Origin of the sequence: Rhodovarius lipocyclicus, assembly GCF_009900765.1 — a bacterium.
GTDB lineage: Bacteria > Pseudomonadota > Alphaproteobacteria > Acetobacterales > Acetobacteraceae > Rhodovarius > Rhodovarius lipocyclicus.
This window is the reverse complement of the sequence record NZ_JAAABL010000060.1, coordinates 1-15,738: the sequence shown is the minus strand read 5'-3', so window position 1 is coordinate 15,738 and position 15,738 is coordinate 1. Positions and strand designations below refer to the sequence as shown.

The 15,738-nt window shown below is 71.3% G+C and carries 11 protein-coding genes; 10 read left to right on the top strand and 1 reads right to left on the bottom strand.

Features of this window, described 5'->3' with window-relative positions; translation table 11 throughout:
• Nucleotides 1-255 precede the first annotated feature (255 nt).
• A complete protein-coding gene (locus GT007_RS20700; protein WP_236571789.1) occupies nt 256-690 on the top strand; it encodes a PadR family transcriptional regulator in 435 nt (144 codons plus the stop codon).
• A gap of 106 nt (nt 691-796) precedes the next feature.
• Nucleotides 797-2,137, top strand: a complete 1,341-nt coding sequence (locus GT007_RS20695) for an NAD(P)-binding domain-containing protein (RefSeq protein ID WP_236571788.1) — start codon at nt 797-799, stop codon at nt 2,135-2,137.
• Nucleotides 2,138-2,146: 9 nt separating this feature from the next.
• On the opposite strand, the gene GT007_RS20690 is transcribed toward GT007_RS20695, so the two are convergent.
• On the bottom strand, nt 2,147-2,719 hold the full coding sequence (locus GT007_RS20690; protein ID WP_160123569.1) for an MFS transporter: 573 nt from the start codon (nt 2,717-2,719) through the stop codon (nt 2,147-2,149).
• Between the two features lie 119 nt (nt 2,720-2,838).
• Between GT007_RS20690 and GT007_RS20685 the strand changes: the two genes are divergently transcribed.
• The 8 genes from GT007_RS20685 to glgX form a co-directional block, all read left to right on the top strand.
• Nucleotides 2,839-3,699, top strand: coding sequence for a metalloregulator ArsR/SmtB family transcription factor (locus GT007_RS20685; RefSeq protein ID WP_160123568.1), 861 nt, complete (start codon nt 2,839-2,841; stop codon nt 3,697-3,699).
• Nucleotides 3,696-4,739 carry an ArsJ-associated glyceraldehyde-3-phosphate dehydrogenase gene (locus GT007_RS20680; protein WP_160123567.1) on the top strand — a complete coding sequence of 348 codons (1,044 nt, stop codon included), beginning with the start codon at nt 3,696-3,698 and terminating at the stop codon, nt 4,737-4,739. The genes GT007_RS20685 and GT007_RS20680 overlap by 4 nt, the downstream gene beginning before the upstream one ends.
• Nucleotides 4,740-4,743: 4 nt before the next feature.
• Entirely contained in the window at nt 4,744-5,970 is a 1,227-nt protein-coding gene (arsJ, locus tag GT007_RS20675) for an organoarsenical effux MFS transporter ArsJ (protein WP_160123566.1), read from the top strand.
• Nucleotides 5,971-6,233: 263 nt separating this feature from the next.
• Nucleotides 6,234-8,675, top strand: coding sequence for a glycogen/starch/alpha-glucan phosphorylase (locus GT007_RS20670; protein WP_236571787.1), 2,442 nt, complete (start codon nt 6,234-6,236; stop codon nt 8,673-8,675).
• Nucleotides 8,672-10,939 carry a 1,4-alpha-glucan branching protein GlgB gene (glgB, locus tag GT007_RS20665; protein ID WP_160123564.1) on the top strand — a complete coding sequence of 756 codons (2,268 nt, stop codon included), beginning with the start codon at nt 8,672-8,674 and terminating at the stop codon, nt 10,937-10,939. The genes GT007_RS20670 and glgB overlap by 4 nt, the downstream gene beginning before the upstream one ends.
• Nucleotides 10,918-12,186: a glucose-1-phosphate adenylyltransferase gene (glgC, locus tag GT007_RS20660; RefSeq protein ID WP_160123563.1), complete on the top strand. Its 1,269-nt coding sequence runs from the start codon at nt 10,918-10,920 to the stop codon at nt 12,184-12,186. The genes glgB and glgC overlap by 22 nt, the downstream gene beginning before the upstream one ends.
• 3 nt (nt 12,187-12,189) lie before the next feature.
• Nucleotides 12,190-13,626: a glycogen synthase GlgA gene (glgA, locus tag GT007_RS20655; protein WP_457852347.1), complete on the top strand. Its 1,437-nt coding sequence runs from the start codon at nt 12,190-12,192 to the stop codon at nt 13,624-13,626.
• A partial coding sequence (gene glgX, locus GT007_RS20650) for a glycogen debranching protein GlgX (RefSeq protein WP_160123562.1) occupies nt 13,619-15,738 on the top strand: 2,120 nt, incomplete at its 3' end. The genes glgA and glgX, both read left to right, overlap by 8 nt.

Here is a 15,738-nt window from a genome sequence, read left to right as displayed (position 1 = left end):
GAGCAGCCCGGTAGCTCGTCAGGCTCATAACCTGAAGGTCACAGGTTCAAATCCTGTCCCCGCATCCATATCCAACACACAACACCCGCTCACCTCATGGTCAGCGGGCGTTGCGCGTTACAGGGCCAAATGCGCTCCCGCATGCAGGCTCCATCCGATCGCTGTTCCAATGTGGCGGGAACGACAAATCCCCGCTCGGCGGGGGCTATCCTCTCGGGCCTTGATGCATTGACCATCAATGTATAAGATCCCCGCATGGCACCCGCTCTCCGCACCGCTCAGGCTCCCCGCGTCAACTACGCCTCCCGCGAATACTGGGCGGGCACGATCAAGATGGGCCTGTCCAAATTCTTCATCCTGCGTGTCCTGCATGACGGGCCCCTGCATGGCTATGACATCGCCCGCGCCGTCGAGCGGACGACCGGGGGCTGCTGCTCGCCGACGGAAGGGACGATCTATCCCGTTCTGCGGGAGTTCGAGGCCGGCGGCTTCCTGACCGCGCATGAGGAAGTGGTGCAGGGCCGGCAGCGCCGCGTCTATCAGCTGACCGAAGCGGGCCGTGGCGCCTTCCGCGTCGCGCTCGATGCCTGGATGGAGGCGACGGCGGCGCTGCGCGATACCGGCCTTGCCTTCGCGGCCGCCGATCGCGCCGACGCCCGGCGCGCCAAGGGCGGGCCATGCTGCCCGTGACCCGCATGGCGACGCCTTCCCACGACTTCATGCCTCAACCCCCGATGCATTGCGGCTCGGGATTTCATCCAGGGAGAATTCCATGACGTCCTGCTGCTCAAGGCCGGTGGCCGCCTCGCAAGCCGTCCTGCCCGTGGCGATCATCGGCGCGGGGCCCGTCGGCCTCGCCGCCGCGGCGCAGCTCCTGGCCCGCGGCATCGCGCCGCTGGTCCTGGAAGCGGGCGCCGAGGCAGGCCATGCCATCCGCGCCTGGCGGCATGTGCGCATGTTCTCGCCCTGGCGCTTCAACACCGACGCCGCCGCCCGTGCCCTGCTGGCGGCGGAAGGCTGGGCGGAGCCCGACCCCGAAACCTATCCGACCGGCGGCGAGCTGCTGGACCGCTACATCGCGCCCCTGGCGGCCAGCGCCGCCCTGCGCGACCGCATCCGCACCGGCGCGCGCGTGACCGGCGTCGCGCGGCGCGACTTCGGCCGCCTGCATGACGGCGACGGGCGCGACGCGGCGCCCTTCATCCTGCATGTCGAAACCTGCTGCGGCATCGAGGCGATCGAGGCCCGCGCGGTGCTGGACTGCTCCGGCACCTGGGGCGCGCCGAACCCGGCCGGCAGCCACGGCATGCCCGCCCCCGGCGAGGCACGGCACGCCGACCGCATCGCCTATGGCATCCCGGACGTGCTCGGCGCGGAGCGCGCCACCTATGCCGGCCGCACGACGCTGGTCGTGGGCGCCGGGCATTCCGCGATGAACGCGGTGCTGGATCTCGTGGAACTCGCCAAGGCCGCGCCGGGCACGCGCATCCTGTGGGCGTTCCGCCGGCCGCTGGGCGCGGTGAATTTCGGCGGCGGCGCGCGCGACGGCCTCGCCCGGCGCGGCGATCTGGGCGCGCGGGCGCAGGCGCTGGTGGAAAGCGGCGCCGTGACCGCGCTCGCCCCCTTCCTGATCGACAGCATCGCACAGGCCGATGACGCGCTGGCCGTCTCCGGCCGGCAACTCGGGCGGACGAGGACGGAGCTGGCCCATCGCATGATCGTCGCCACCGGCTTCCGCCCGGACCTGTCCTTCCTGCGGGAGGTCCGGCTCGGCCTGGACCCGGCGGTGGAGGCGACCCCGGCATTGGCGCCGCTGATCGACCCCAACCTGCATTCCTGCGGCACGGTGCGCCCGCATGGCGAGGCGGAGCTGCGCCACCCGGACACCGGCTTCTACATCGCCGGCATGAAGAGCTATGGCCGCGCGCCCACCTTCCTGCTGGCGACGGGCCATGAGCAGGTGCGCTCCATCGCGGCCCATCTGGCCGGGGACAGCGCGGCGGCCCGCCGGGTGGAGCTGGTGCTGCCCGAAACGGGCGTGTGCTCGACCGAGCGCCCGGCGCCGGGCGCCGCCACGGCCTGCTGCGCCCCCGCCGCCGTGGCGTCCGCGCCGAAAGGCGGCTGCTGCTGCGGCTGAGGCGGGGCCTCAGCGCCCGCGCCCGAGCCGCCGCAGGGCCCAAAGCCCCAGCAGCGTCACCGGCGCGATATGGCCGAAGGCCAGGGCCCAGCCCATGAGATGGCCGGGCCCGGCGGCATCCAGCGCGAAGCCGGCGATGACCGGCCCCAGAAAGCCGCCCGCATAGCCGCACATGCTGTGCAGGCCCACGGCGCGCGACTGCTCCGCGCCCTCCAGCCGGTCGGCCAGCACCTTCAGCCCGGGCATGTAGCAGCCCGCCCAGCCCGCCCCGGCCAGAAGCCTGAGCGCCAGCGCGGTCCAGAACCCATCGGCGAACAGCGCGAAGCCCGCATGCGACAGTGCCGTCAGCGCCGTGCCGGTCATGTAGATGCGCCGGGCCGGGACGCGGTCGGTCAGCGCCACCAGCACGGGCACCGCCACCACATAGGCCGCGAAGAAGGCCCCGATGAGCCAACCCGCCTCGGCACCGGACAGCGACCAGCGCGCGATGAAGGCGGGCAGCAAGGCGGGCAGGGTGAAGGTGCCGATCTGCGCCAGCACCTGCGCGGTCACGACGGCGGCGGTGAAGCGTGGGCCGGTCACGTGCGGGTCCTGTGCTGGGGGCGCGGGATGATATCGCGCCCTGGGCAGGTGGCCAGCCGGCCCGGCCCTGTCATCGAAGCTTCACTGGCTAGCCGCGACTATTCGATTATAGTTGAAATATGGAATCGTCCACGGCCGCCCTCGCTTTCGCCGCCCTCGGGCAGGAAACGCGCCTCGATCTGCTGCGCGCCCTGCTCGCGGCCGGGCCCAGCGGCTTCGCCGCCGGCGACATCGCCGCCCGCCTCGGCGTCTCGCCCTCCACCCTGTCCTTCCATCTGCGCGCGCTGGAGCAGGCGGGGCTGATCGCCGCCACCCGCCAGGGGCGCAGCCTGATCTACACCGCGCGGATCGACCGCCTGCGCGCCCTGCTGACCTTCCTCGTGGATGCCTGCTGCGACGGCGACCCGTCGCGTTGCGGGGATCTGCACCGCCTGTTCGACCCCCTCCGGGAGACCGCCCGCATGCAACCGCCGACCTTCAATGTCCTGTTCCTCTGCACCCGCAACTCGGCCCGTTCCATCATGGCCGAGGCCATATTGGACAGCATGGCGGAGGGCCGCTTCCGCGCCTTCTCCGCCGGGTCCGATCCGCTGCCGGCGGGCCCCTTGCCCGAGGTGCTGGCCCAGCTGAAGGGGCTCGGCCACGATGTCTCCGGCCTGCGTTCGAAATCCTGGGACGAGTTCACCGGGCCGGATGCGCCCCGGATGGATTTCGTCATCGCCCTTTGCGACACGCTGAACCTGCAGGCCTGCCCGGATTTCGCGGGCACGCATGTCACGGCCGCCTGGCCGCTGCCGGACCCCGCGAAGTTCGCCGGCAGCCCGACGGAACGCGCGACGCTGCTGAACGAGCTGTACGCCGCGCTGCACCGGCGCCTGGGCATCTTCACCAGCCCGCCCTTCGGCACGCTGGACCGCATGGCGCTGAAGGCCCGGCTGGACGAACTGGCGCAGCCGCTCGCCGCCGGGGCCCGGGCATGAGGGTCGGCATCAACGGCATGGGCCGCATCGGGCGGCTGGCCCTGCGCGCGGCCATGGGTGCCGCTGAGCGTGCCGAGACCGACCCCCGCGCGGCCAACCGGCTGGAGGTGGCGCATCTGAACGAGATCAAGGGCGGCGCCGCCGCGACCGCGCATCTGATCGAATTCGACAGCGTGCAAGGCCGCTGGCGCACGGCGATCGAGGCCGAGGGCGAGGACGCCATCCGCATCGGCGGCCACCGCCTGGGCTTCAGCGAGCATGCCAGCCCCGGCGGGATCCCCTGGGGGGATCTGGGGGTCGATCTGGTGCTGGAATGCACCGGCAGGTTCCTCTCGCCCGAGGCGATCCAGGGCCATCTGGACCGGGGCGCGAAGCGGGTGATCGTCGCGGCGCCGGTGAAGTTCGACAGCGTGCTGAACGTGGTCGTGGGGGTGAACCATCACCTCTATGACCCGGCCCGGCACCCGATCGTGACCGCGGCCTCCTGCACCACCAACTGCCTCGCCCCGGTGGTGAAGGTGGTGCATGAGGCGATCGGCATCCGGCACGGCCAGATCACCACCATCCATGACCCGACCAACACCAACCTGGTGGTGGATGCGCCGCACCGGGACCTGCGCCGGGCGCGCAGCGCCATGCTGTCGCTGGCGCCGACCACCACCGGCAGCGCGACGGCGATCGCGCTGATCTACCCCGAGCTGAAGGGCAAGCTGAACGGCCACGCGGTGCGGGCGCCGGTGCTCAATGCCTCCCTGACCGATTGCGTCTTCGAGATGGCGCGCCCGACAAGCGCCGAGGAGGTCAACGCCCTGTTCCGCGCCGCGGCCTCCGGCCCGCTCGCGGGCATATTGGGCTTCGAGACGCGGCCGCTGGTCTCGGCCGATTATGCCCGCGATACACGCAGCAGCATCGTGGACGCCCCCTCCACCATGGTCACGGACGGCACGCTGCTGAAGGTCTATGCGTGGTACGACAACGAAATGGGCTATGCCTGCCGGATGGTGGACCTGGCCTGCCACATGCGCGCGGCCGGGATCTGACGGCATGGGCGGCAACGGTACCCGCAACTATGTCATCGTGACGCTCGCCTATTGGGGTTTCACGCTGACCGACGGCGCCCTGCGGATGCTGGTGCTGCTGCACTTCTTCCGGCTCGGCTACTCGCCCTTCACGCTGGCCTTCCTGTTCCTGCTGTATGAGGCGGCGGGGATCGGGGCGAATCTGATCGGCGGCTGGCTGGCCACGCGCTTCGGCATCGCGCGCATGCTGGCGGTGGGGCTGGCCACGCAGATCGCGGGCTTCCTGCTGCTGTCGGCGGTCTCGCCGGGCTGGGGGGCCACGCTGTCGGTCGCCTGGGTCGTCGTCGCGCAGGGCGTGTGCGGCGTGGCGAAGGACCTGACGAAGACCGCCTCGAAATCCGCCATCAAGCTGACGGCCGGCGAGGCATCCGGCCGGCTGTTCCAATGGGTGGCCTTCTTCACCGGCAGCAAGAACGCCATGAAGGGTGCGGGGTTCTTCCTGGGCGGGGCGCTGCTGCAGGCGCTGGGTTTCCGTGGCGCGCTGTGGGCCATGGCCGGGGCGCTGGCGCTGGTGCTGGCCGGCGTGGCGCTGTCCCTGCCGCCGCTGATGGGCAAGGCCAAGGCATCGACATCGGCGCGGGAGCTCTTCGCGAAGAACGCGGCGATCAACCTGCTCGCGGCGGCGCGGGTCGTGCTGTTCGGGGCGCGGGATGTGTGGTTCGTCGTCGGCCTGCCCGTGTTCCTCTATGCCAGCGGCTGGACCTTCACGATGGTGGGCAGCTTCCTCGCGCTGTGGACCATCGGCTATGGCGTGATCCAGGCGCTGGCCCCGGCGCTGGTGCGGCGCAGCGCCGATGGGCTGTCCACGGAGGTGCCGGCGGCGCGCGCCTGGTCGCTGGCGCTGGCGGCGGTGCCCACGGCGCTGGCCCTGATGATGCTGGCGGGGGTGGCGCGGCCGGACCTGTTCGTGCCGGTGGGGCTGTGCGTGTTCGGGGTGCTGTTCGCGGTGAATTCCTCCGTCCATTCCTATCTGGTGCTGGCTTATGCCGGCAGCGAGAAGGCGGCGGAGGATGTGGGCTTCTACTACGCCGCCAACGCGGCGGGGCGGTTCGGGGGCATCCTGCTCTCGGGGCTGCTGTATGGCTGGGGCGGGCTGGTGGCCTGCCTGGGCGGGGCGGCGGCGATGCTGGCGGCGTGCTGGCTGCTGACCCTGGCCTTCCCCAGCCGGCGCCCGCATCCCGCCGTCGGATGAGGGACGGCCGCCGAGGCGGCGCCGTCCCTTCCGGCATCTCAGCCTCCCCCAACTATTTGTAAAACACTGGACATCATGGTGCGCTATGGCTTCTCCTGCTATCCAGCAAGGAGGGAACCCAGTGCGCGCCTGCCTGTCCGATCGGCCCGCGTTTTCCGCCCCGGCGCGGAAAGCTTCTGGTACCTTCCATGCCGCTAAGGATAGCCGTGCCGCCGCTCGGCACGCCCGCTGAGATCCCGCCGCCAGCCATCCGGAGCCACGCCTTGACCCCGCCAGACACCCTCCTGCCTGTCGAAACCCAGCCCCTGCGCGACCTCATCCTGCGCAAGCTGACCTACACGCTCGGCAAGCCCGTCTCGGAGGCCAGGGACCGCGACTGGTTCATGGCCTCCGCCCTGGCCGTGCGGGACCGGGTGGTGGAACGCTTCCTGCGCCAGATGGAGCAGAACCGGGGCAAGGTGAAGAAGCATGTCTACTACCTGTCGCTGGAATTCCTGATCGGCCGGCTGCTGCGGGAAAACGTGAACAACTTGGGCCTGGTCGAGGAAATGCGCGCGGCCCTGGCCGAACTCGGCGTCACGCCGGACCAGGCGCGGCTGGCCGAACCGGACGCCGCACTCGGCAATGGCGGCCTCGGCCGGCTCGCGGCCTGCTTCCTCGAAAGCATGTCGAGCCTGGCCATCCCCGCCTTCGGCTATGGCATCCGCTACGACCACGGCCTGTTCCGGCAGATATTGCGCGAGGGCTGGCAGCAGGAATTCCCGGAGGACTGGCTCTCCTTCGGCAACCCCTGGGAATTCGCCCGCCCGGAATTCCGCTATCGCGTGGGTTTCGGCGGCGAGGTGACGGGCGATGACAGCGGCGAGCGCGCCACCTGGCAGCCCGCCGAATGGGTGGATGCCGTCGCCTATGACACCCCCATCGTGGGTTGGCGGGGTGAGCACGTGAACGTGCTGCGGCTGTGGCACGCGCAATCGCCCGACCCGCTGCGGCTGGATGCCTTCAACCGCGGCGACCACCACGGCGCGCTGGCCGAACAGGTGCGGGCCGAATCCATCTCCAAGGTGCTGTACCCGGCCGATGACAGCCCGGCGGGGCAGGAGCTGCGCCTGCGGCAGGAGTATTTCTTCACCGCCGCCGCGCTGGCCGATGTGCTGCGCCGGCAGATCCGCCAGATCGGCAATGTGGAGAGCCTGGCCGAGCACGCCGCCATTCAGCTCAATGACACCCACCCGGCCATCGCGGTGGCGGAACTGATGCGCCTGCTGGTCGACGAATACGAGCTGCCCTGGGGGCAGGCGTGGGAGGTGACGCGCGGCACCATCTCCTACACCAACCACACCCTGTTGCCGGAAGCCCTGGAATCCTGGCCGGTGCTGCTGATGGAGCGGCTGTTGCCGCGCCACATGCAGATCATCTACCGCATCAATGCCGAGCACCTGGACGCCGCGCGGGCCGCCCACCCGGGCGACGACCAGCTGCTGGCCAGCGTGTCGCTGATCGGTGAGGACCATGGCCGGCGCGTGCGCATGGGCCATCTGGCCTTTGTCGGCTCCCACAAGGTGAACGGGGTCTCGGCGCTGCACACCGGGCTGATGCGCCAGACGGTGTTCAGCGATTTCAACCGGCTGTTCCCGGACCGCATCGTGAACAAGACCAACGGCATCTCCTTCCGCCGCTGGCTGTTCCAGTGCAACCCGGGCCTGACCTCCCTGCTGGCGGAAACCCTGGGCCCGCGCGTGATGGACGACCCCGCGGCCCTGGCCGATCTGCGCGGCTTCGCCGACGACGCCATCTTCCAGGGCCGCTACGCCGCCGTGAAGCGCGCGAACAAGGAAGCGCTGGCGGTGATGATCCAGGAACAGACGGGGGTGAAGGTCGATCCCTCCGCGCTGTTCGACGTGCAGATCAAGCGCATCCACGAATACAAGCGCCAGCTGCTGAACGTGCTGCAGACGATCTCCCTGTACGAGGCCATGCGCGCCCACCCGACGCGGGACTGGACGCCGGTGGTCAAGATCTTCGCCGGCAAGGCCGCGCCCGGCTATCACCGCGCCAAGCAGATCATCAAGCTGGCTTGGGATGTGGCGCGCGTGGTCAACCGCGACCCAGCCGTGCGCGGCCTGCTGAAGGTGGCCTTCCTCCCCAACTACAATGTCTCCGCCGCCGAGGTGATCGTGCCGGGGGCCGATTTGTCCGAGCAGATCTCGACCGCCGGCCTGGAGGCATCGGGCACCGGCAACATGAAGCTGGCGCTGAACGGGGCGCTGACCATCGGCACGCTGGATGGCGCGACGGTGGAGATGGCCGACCATATCGGCCATGAGCACCTGTTCCTGTTCGGCCTGTCCGCCGGGGAGGTCGCGGCCCGTCGCGCGGAAGGCTGGAAGGGGGAGCAGGCGATCGCCGCCTCCGCCAACCTGGCGGAGGTGCTGGACGCGGTCGCGGGCGGCGTGTTCTCCCCCGACGACCGCACGCGCTACCATGATCTGGTGGCCAGCCTGCGCGGGGATGACTGGTTCATGGTGACCGCCGATTTCGACAGCTATCTGGCCGCGCAGAAGGATGCCATGGCGCTGTATCACGATACCGTGGCCTGGCGGCGCAAGGCGGTGCTGAACACGGCGGGCATGGGCTGGTTTTCCGCCGACCGCAGCATTTCCGAATACGCGGCCGAGATCTGGAACGTCCCGTTCTCCCGATGACGGGCTGGCGCGCCGGTGCGGGGGAGATCGCCGCGCTGCTGGCCGCGCGCCACCCCGATCCCTTCGCGCTGCTCGGGCCGCATGCGGTGCCGGGCGGTGTGGTGCTGCGCGCCTTCCTCCCCGGTGCCGAGGCGCTGGAGGCGCTGGCGGGCGGCGCCGCCCATCCGCTGGAACGGCGCAACGCGGCGGGCTTCTTCGAGGGGCTGCTCCCCGGCGCTTCCCTGCCGCTGGCCTATCGCCTGCGGGCCAGGCGCGGCGCCGATGCGTGGGAGGTCACGGACCCCTACGCATTCGGCCCCACATTGGGCCCGCTGGACGACCATCTGTTCGTCGAGGGCACCCATGCCCGGCTGTTCGATCGGCTGGGCGCGCATCCCTGCACGCATGAAGGCAGTGCCGGCGTGCGCTTCGCGGTCTGGGCGCCGGGGGCGCTCAGGGTCTCCGTGGTGGGGGATTTCAACGCCTGGGACGGCCGCCGCCACCCCATGCGCAAGCGGGTGGATTCCGGCCTGTGGGAGATCTTCCTGCCCGACCTCACGCCCGGCGCGCGCTACAAGTACGAGATCCTGGGCCGCGACGGTGCGCTCTGCCCGCTGAAGGCGGACCCGGTGGGTTTCGCCGCCGAATTGCGGCCGGCCAGCGGCTCGGTGGTGGCCGCGGCCGAGCCCCACCCCTGGGCGGACGCCGCCTGGATGCGGGCCCGCGCCGCGCGCGACCCCCGGCGTGAGCCCATGGCGATCTATGAGGTCCATGCCGGTTCCTGGCGCCGCCATCCCGATGGCCGCTTCTACAGCTGGGACGAGCTGGCCGAGGCGCTGATCCCCTATGTGCTCGACCTGGGCTTCACCCATATCGAGCTGATGCCGGTGGCCGAGCATCCGCTCGATGAATCCTGGGGCTATCAGCCGCTCGGCCTGTTCGCCGTCACCGCCCGGCATGGCCCGCCGGAGGGGCTGGCGCGTTTCATCGACCGCGCCCACGCGGCCGGGCTCGGCGTGCTGCTGGATTGGGTGCCGGCGCATTTCCCGCTGGATGCGGCGGGGCTGGCGCGCTTCGACGGCGGGCCGTTGTATGAGCCGCCCGACCCGCGCCGGGGCTTCCTGCCGGGCTGGGGCACGGCGGTGTTCGATTTCGGCCGGAAGGAGGTCTCGGCCTTCCTGGCCGCCAACGCGCTGTTCTGGCTGGAGCGCTACCACGCCGACGGGCTGCGGGTGGATGCGGTGCAGTCCATGCTCTACCTCGACTACGACCGCGCCCCCGGCGCCTGGGCGCCCAATGAGGATGGCAGCCGCGTGAACCGGGAGGCCGTGGCCTTCCTGCGCCACACCCACGCGCTGCTGGCGGAGCAGGTCCCGGGCGCGGTCACGGCGGCCGAGGAAGCCTCCGCCTGGAAGGGCATCACGGCCCCGGCGGCGGAGGGCGGGTTGGGCTTCGGCTTCAAGTGGAACATGGGCTGGATGAACGACACGCTGCGCTATGTGGCGACCGACCCGCTGCATCGCCGCTGGCACCATGACCTGGTCACCTTCGGCCTGATGTATGCGTGGAACGAGGCGTTCATCCTGCCGCTGAGCCATGACGAAGTGGTGCACGGCAAGGGCACGCTGCTGGGCCGGCTTCCGGGCGATGACTGGCAGCGCTTCGCCACGCTGCGCTGCTACTACGCCTTCATGTGGGGGCATCCGGGCAAGAAGCTGCTGTTCATGGGCCAGGAATTCGCCCCCTGGCGCGAATGGACCGAGGCGCGGGAATGCGACTGGTGGCTGCTGCGGCACGCGCCGCACCTGGGGGTGCAGGGGCTGGTGCGCCGGCTGAACGAACTGCACCGCACCGTCCCCGCCCTGCATGCGCGCGACTGCGAGCCCGAGGGCTTCCAGTGGATCGAGCCGGACGACGCCCTGCATTCCACCTTTTCCTGGCTGCGCTTCGATGGCGCGGGCGGGCCGCCGGTGGCCGTGATCTGCAACTTCACGCCGGTGCGGCGGCGGCAGCGCTTCGGCCTGCCGGTGGCCGGGCGCTGGCGCGTGCTGCTCAGCACGGATGACGCGGGCTATGGCGGCACCGGCGAGGCGATGGAGGGCGAGCCGCTGGCCGAGCCCGTGCCCTGCCAGCGCCAGCCGGCCTCCGCGCTGATCGACGTGCCGCCGCTCGGCGCGTTGTATTTGCAACCGATATCCTGGCCGTCGCGATCTGATCTGGCGCAAGATGCCAGCCGCGAAAACCACGTAGAAGGGAACCCGCCATGCCCGACGACCGTCCCCTGACCGGCCCCCCCTATGCGCGCCACGCCATGGCCTATGTGCTCGCGGGCGGGCGCGGGTCCCGCCTGCTGGAATTGACGGACCGGCGCGCCAAGCCCGCCGTCTATTTCGGCGGCAAGTCGCGCATCATCGATTTCGCGCTGTCCAATGCCATCAATTCCGGCATCCGGCGTATCGCGGTGGCCACGCAATACAAGGCGCACAGCCTGATCCGGCATTTGCAGCGCGGCTGGAACTTCCTGCGCCCCGAACGCAACGAGACCTTCGACATCCTGCCCGCCAGCCAGCGGGTGGATGAGCGCAACTGGTATCTCGGCACGGCGGACGCGGTGTTCCAGAACCTCGACATCATCGAGGATTACGGGCCGCGCTTCATGGTCATCCTGGCCGGCGACCACATCTACAAGATGGATTACGAGAAGATGCTGGCCCAGCATGTGGAGACGGAGGCCGACGTCACGGTCGGCTGCATCACCGTGCCCCGCGCGGAGGCCTCGGGCTTCGGCGTGATGCATGTGGATGAGGCCGGGCGTATCACCGATTTCGTGGAAAAGCCCGCCGACCCGCCGGCCCTTCCGGGCCATCCCGATCTCTCGCTCGCCTCCATGGGCATCTATGTCTTCGGCTACCGCTTTCTGGCCGAACAACTGCGCCGTGACGCGGAGGACCCGCATTCCAGCCACGATTTCGGCAAGGACCTGATCCCCCACATCGTGAAGCACGGCCGCGCCTTCGCCCATAAATTCGAGGATTCCTGCGTGCGCTCGGGCGCCGAGGCCGAACCCTATTGGCGGGATGTGGGCACGGTCGATGCCTATTGGCAGGCCAATATCGACCTGACGGACATCGTGCCCGACCTCGATCTGTACGACCGCGCCTGGCCGATCTGGACCAACGCCGAGGTGACGCCGCCGGCCAAATTCGTCCATGACATCGCGGGGCGGCGGGGCGAGGCGATCTCCTCCCTCGTCTCGGGCGGCTGCATCGTGTCGGGCGGGCGGGCCAGGCGGTCCCTGCTGTTCAGCGAGGTGCACCTGCACTCCCACGCGGTGCTGGAGGGGGCGGTGCTGCTGCCGCAGGTGGATGTGGGGCGTGGCGCGCGGCTGACCGATGTGGTGGTCGATCGCGGCGTGCGCATCCCCGCGGGGCTGGTGGTGGGTGAGGACCCGGAGGAGGATGCGAAACGCTTCCGCCGCACGGCGAACGGGGTGTGCCTGATCACCCAGCCCATGATCGACCGGCTCTCCTGACGCATGGCGCTGCCGGTTCTCGCTGTCGCGTCGGAGCTGTATCCGCTCATCAAGACCGGGGGGCTCGCGGATGCCGCGGGCGCGCTGCCGGCGGCGCTGGCCGGGCAGGGGGTGGCGGTGCGCACCCTCATCCCCGGCTATCCGAAGGTGCTGGCGGCGCTGGGGGCCGCGCGCACGGTGCTGGAATGGCCGGAACTGTACGGCGCCCCGGTGCGGGTGCTGGAGGGGCGGGCGGCCGGGCTGGACCTGCTGGTGCTGGACGCGCCGCATCTGTTCGACCGGCCGGGCGGGCCCTATGTGGCGCCCGATGGCGCGGAGTGGGGCGACAACGCCATCCGCTTCGCGGCGCTGGGCCGGGCGGCGGCGCGGGTGGCCGATGCGCTGGGCTTCGCCGCGGTGCATGCGCATGACTGGCAGGCGGGGCTGGTGCCGGCCTATCTGCGCTTCGCGCCCAGGCCCATCCCTTGCCTGTTCACCATTCACAACCTTGCCTACCAGGGCAAGTTCGATGCCTCCCTGTTCCCGCTGCTGGGGCTGCCGGCGCAGGCGATGTCCACCCAGGGGCTGGAGTATTTCGGCGCCATCGGCTTCCTGAAATCGGGGCTGTGGTACGCGGATGCGATCAACACCGTCTCGCCTTCCTACGCCGAGGAGATCCTGACGCCCGAGGGCGGCATGGGCCTGGATGGGTTGCTGCGCGGGCGGTCGGGGGATCTGCACGGCATCCTGAACGGCCTCGACACCACGGATTGGGACCCGAAGACGGACCCTCATCTGGCCGCGCGGTTTTCCGCATCCGCCCCGGCTGGGCGGGCGGCGAACAAGGCGGCGCTGCAGGCGCGGCTGGGGCTGGCGGCGGACCCTGCCGCGCCGTTGTTCGCCTTTATCGGCCGCCTGGCCTGGCAGAAGGGCGCGGACCTGCTGTTGGCCGCCGCCCATGTGCCGATGCAGGGCGGCGCGCAGCTGGCCATGCTGGGCTCCGGCGAGCCGGGGCTGGAACAGGCCTGCCGCAGCTTCGCCGCCATGCATCCGGGCCGCGCCGGGGCCTTCATCGGCTTCGATGAGGGGCTGGCGCGGCTGGTCTATGCGGGGTGCGACGCGCTGGTCGTGCCGTCCCGCTTCGAGCCCTGCGGCCTCGCGCAGCTGGCGGCGCTGCGTTACGGCGCGCCGCCCATCGTGGCGCGCACCGGGGGGCTGGCGGATACCGTCATCGACACCAACCACGCGGCGCTGGCCGCGGGCTGCGGCACCGGGGTGCAGGTGGCGCCCGGCAGCGCGGAGGCCCTGGCGGCCGGGCTGCGCCGCGCGCTGGCGCTGTATGCGGACAGCGCGGTGTGGCGAGGGATGCGGCGGCGGGCCATGGCCACCGATGTCTCCTGGGGGCCATCCGCCGGGCGCTATGCCGCCATCCTGAAGGGGCTGGCGGCGCGGCATGGATGAGGGGGCGCCGGCGCCGCTCGGCGTGCACCTCGTCACGGGCGGCGCCAACATCGCCATCCCCGCCCCGGGCGCCGAGGCGCTGGATCTGTGCCTGTTCGAGGGCGAGCGGGAGACCCGGTTCCGCCTGCCCGCCCGCACGGGGGATGTCTTCCACGGCTTCCTGCCCGGGCTGGCGGCGGGCGCGCGCTATGGGCTGCGGGCGCATGGCCCGGGTTGCCGGCCGGAGAAACTGCTGCTGGACCCCTGGGCGCGCCGCATCGACCGGCCCTTCGCCACGCACCCCGCCAGGTTCGGCGAGGACGACACCGCCCCCTTCATGCCCAAGGCGGTGCTGGAACCGCCGCTGCCACCCGTGGCACCCCCCGCCATCCCCGGCGCGAGGGTGGTATATGAGCTGCATGTGCGCGGCTTCAGCAGGCTGAACCCGGCGGTGCCGGAGGCGCTGCGGGGCACTTTCGCGGGGCTCGGCCACCCGGCCTCGGTGGAATACCTGCGGCGGCTGGGTGTCACGCATGTGGAGATCATGCCCGCCGCCGCCTGGGCGGATGAACGCCACCTGGCCCCGCTGGGGCTGACCAATTACTGGGGCTACAACACCGTGGGCTGGCTGGCGCCCGACCCGCGCCTGGCGCCGGGCGGCATGGCGGAGGTGCGGGCCGCCGTCGCCGCCCTGGCGCGGGCCGGGATCGGCGTGATCCTGGACATGGTGCTGAACCACAGCGGCGAGGGCGATGCCGAAGGCCCGGTGCTGTCGCTGAAGGGCCTCGGCGACACCGCCTGGTATCGCGCCGGCCATGATGGCTACGTCAACGATGCCGGCTGCGGCAATGCGCTGGCGCTGGACCGGCCGCTGCCTCTGCGCCTGGCCATGGACGCCATGCGGCATTGGGTGGAACAGGCGGGGCTGGCGGGGCTGCGGCTCGACCTGGCCACCACCCTGGCCCGGCGGGAGGATGGCTTCGACCCCGATGCGCCGCTGATCCAGGCCATCAGGCAGGACCCGGTGCTGGCCCGCAGCTGGATCATCGCCGAGCCCTGGGACATCGGCGCCGGGGGCTATCGGCTGGGACAATTCCCGCCCGGCTGGGCGGAATGGAACGACCGCTTCCGCGACGGTGTGCGCCGCTTCTGGCGCGGGGATGCCCATGCGCTGGGTGAGTTCGCCACCCGGCTGGCGGGCTCGCGCGATGTGTTCGGGGCGCGCGCCAGCACCGAATCGCTGAACTTCGTCACGGCGCATGACGGTTTCACCCTCGCCGATCTGGTCAGCCACGCGCACAAGCACAACGCCGCCAATGGCGAACACAACCGCGACGGCACCGATCACAACCTCTCCTGGAACCACGGGGTGGAGGGGGCCGACGAGGCCCTGCGCGAACGCCGCGCCGCCGATGTGCGGGCGCTGCTGGCCACGCTGCTGGCGGCGCGCGGCACGCCCATGCTGTCCATGGGGGATGAGGCCGGGCGCGGGCAGCGCGGCAACAACAATGGCTGGTGCCAGGACAATGCGCTGTCCTGGTTCGACTGGGCGAATGCGGATGCCGGGCTGACGGCGTTCGTGGCGCGGCTGGTCGCGGCGCGGCGGGCCCACCCCGCGCTGCATGCCACAGCGCCCCTGCTGGGTGAGGCCGATGCCTCGGGCGAGCCCGACGCCGTCTGGTTCGGCCTGGATGGCGGGCCGGTGGATTGGCAGGGCCGCGGCCTGGCCCTGCTGCTGCACGCGGCGGGCGACCGGGTACTGGTGGCGGTGCATGGCGGGGATGTGCCCGCGCGGCTGCGCCTGCCGCCGCCGCGCCCCGGCCATGGCTGGGCATTGCTGGCCGACAGCGCCGATCCGGTGCGCTCCGAACCGCCCCAACTCATGGCCCCGCGCAGCGTGGTCTGGTGCGCGGAAACGCCCGTTGCCCGCCGCCCGGCCCAGGCGCCCGATGCCGCGCTGCTGGCCGAGCTGGCCCGGGCGGCGGGCGTCGACACCGCCTGGCACGACATCGCGGGCCAGCGCCACGCCGTGCCGGAGGAGACCCTGCGTGCCATTCTGGCCGCGCTGGACCTGCCCGCCGAAACCGCCGCCCAGGCGCGCGACAGCCTGGCCCGCCGCCGCGCCCGGCCGCG

Bases quoted from the DNA above. Each gene is read 5' to 3' on its own strand.
- GT007_RS20700 (WP_236571789.1), top strand. From the start codon at position 256: ATGGCACCCGCTCTCCGCACCGCTCAGGCTCCCCGCGTCAACTACGCC.
- GT007_RS20685 (WP_160123568.1), top strand. From the start codon at position 2,839: ATGGAATCGTCCACGGCCGCCCTCGCTTTCGCCGCCCTCGGGCAGGAA.
- GT007_RS20680 (WP_160123567.1), top strand. From the start codon at position 3,696: ATGAGGGTCGGCATCAACGGCATGGGCCGCATCGGGCGGCTGGCCCTG.
- arsJ (WP_160123566.1), top strand. From the start codon at position 4,744: ATGGGCGGCAACGGTACCCGCAACTATGTCATCGTGACGCTCGCCTAT.
- glgB (WP_160123564.1), top strand. From the start codon at position 8,672: ATGACGGGCTGGCGCGCCGGTGCGGGGGAGATCGCCGCGCTGCTGGCC.
- glgC (WP_160123563.1), top strand. From the start codon at position 10,918: ATGCCCGACGACCGTCCCCTGACCGGCCCCCCCTATGCGCGCCACGCC.
- glgA (WP_457852347.1), top strand. From the start codon at position 12,190: ATGGCGCTGCCGGTTCTCGCTGTCGCGTCGGAGCTGTATCCGCTCATC.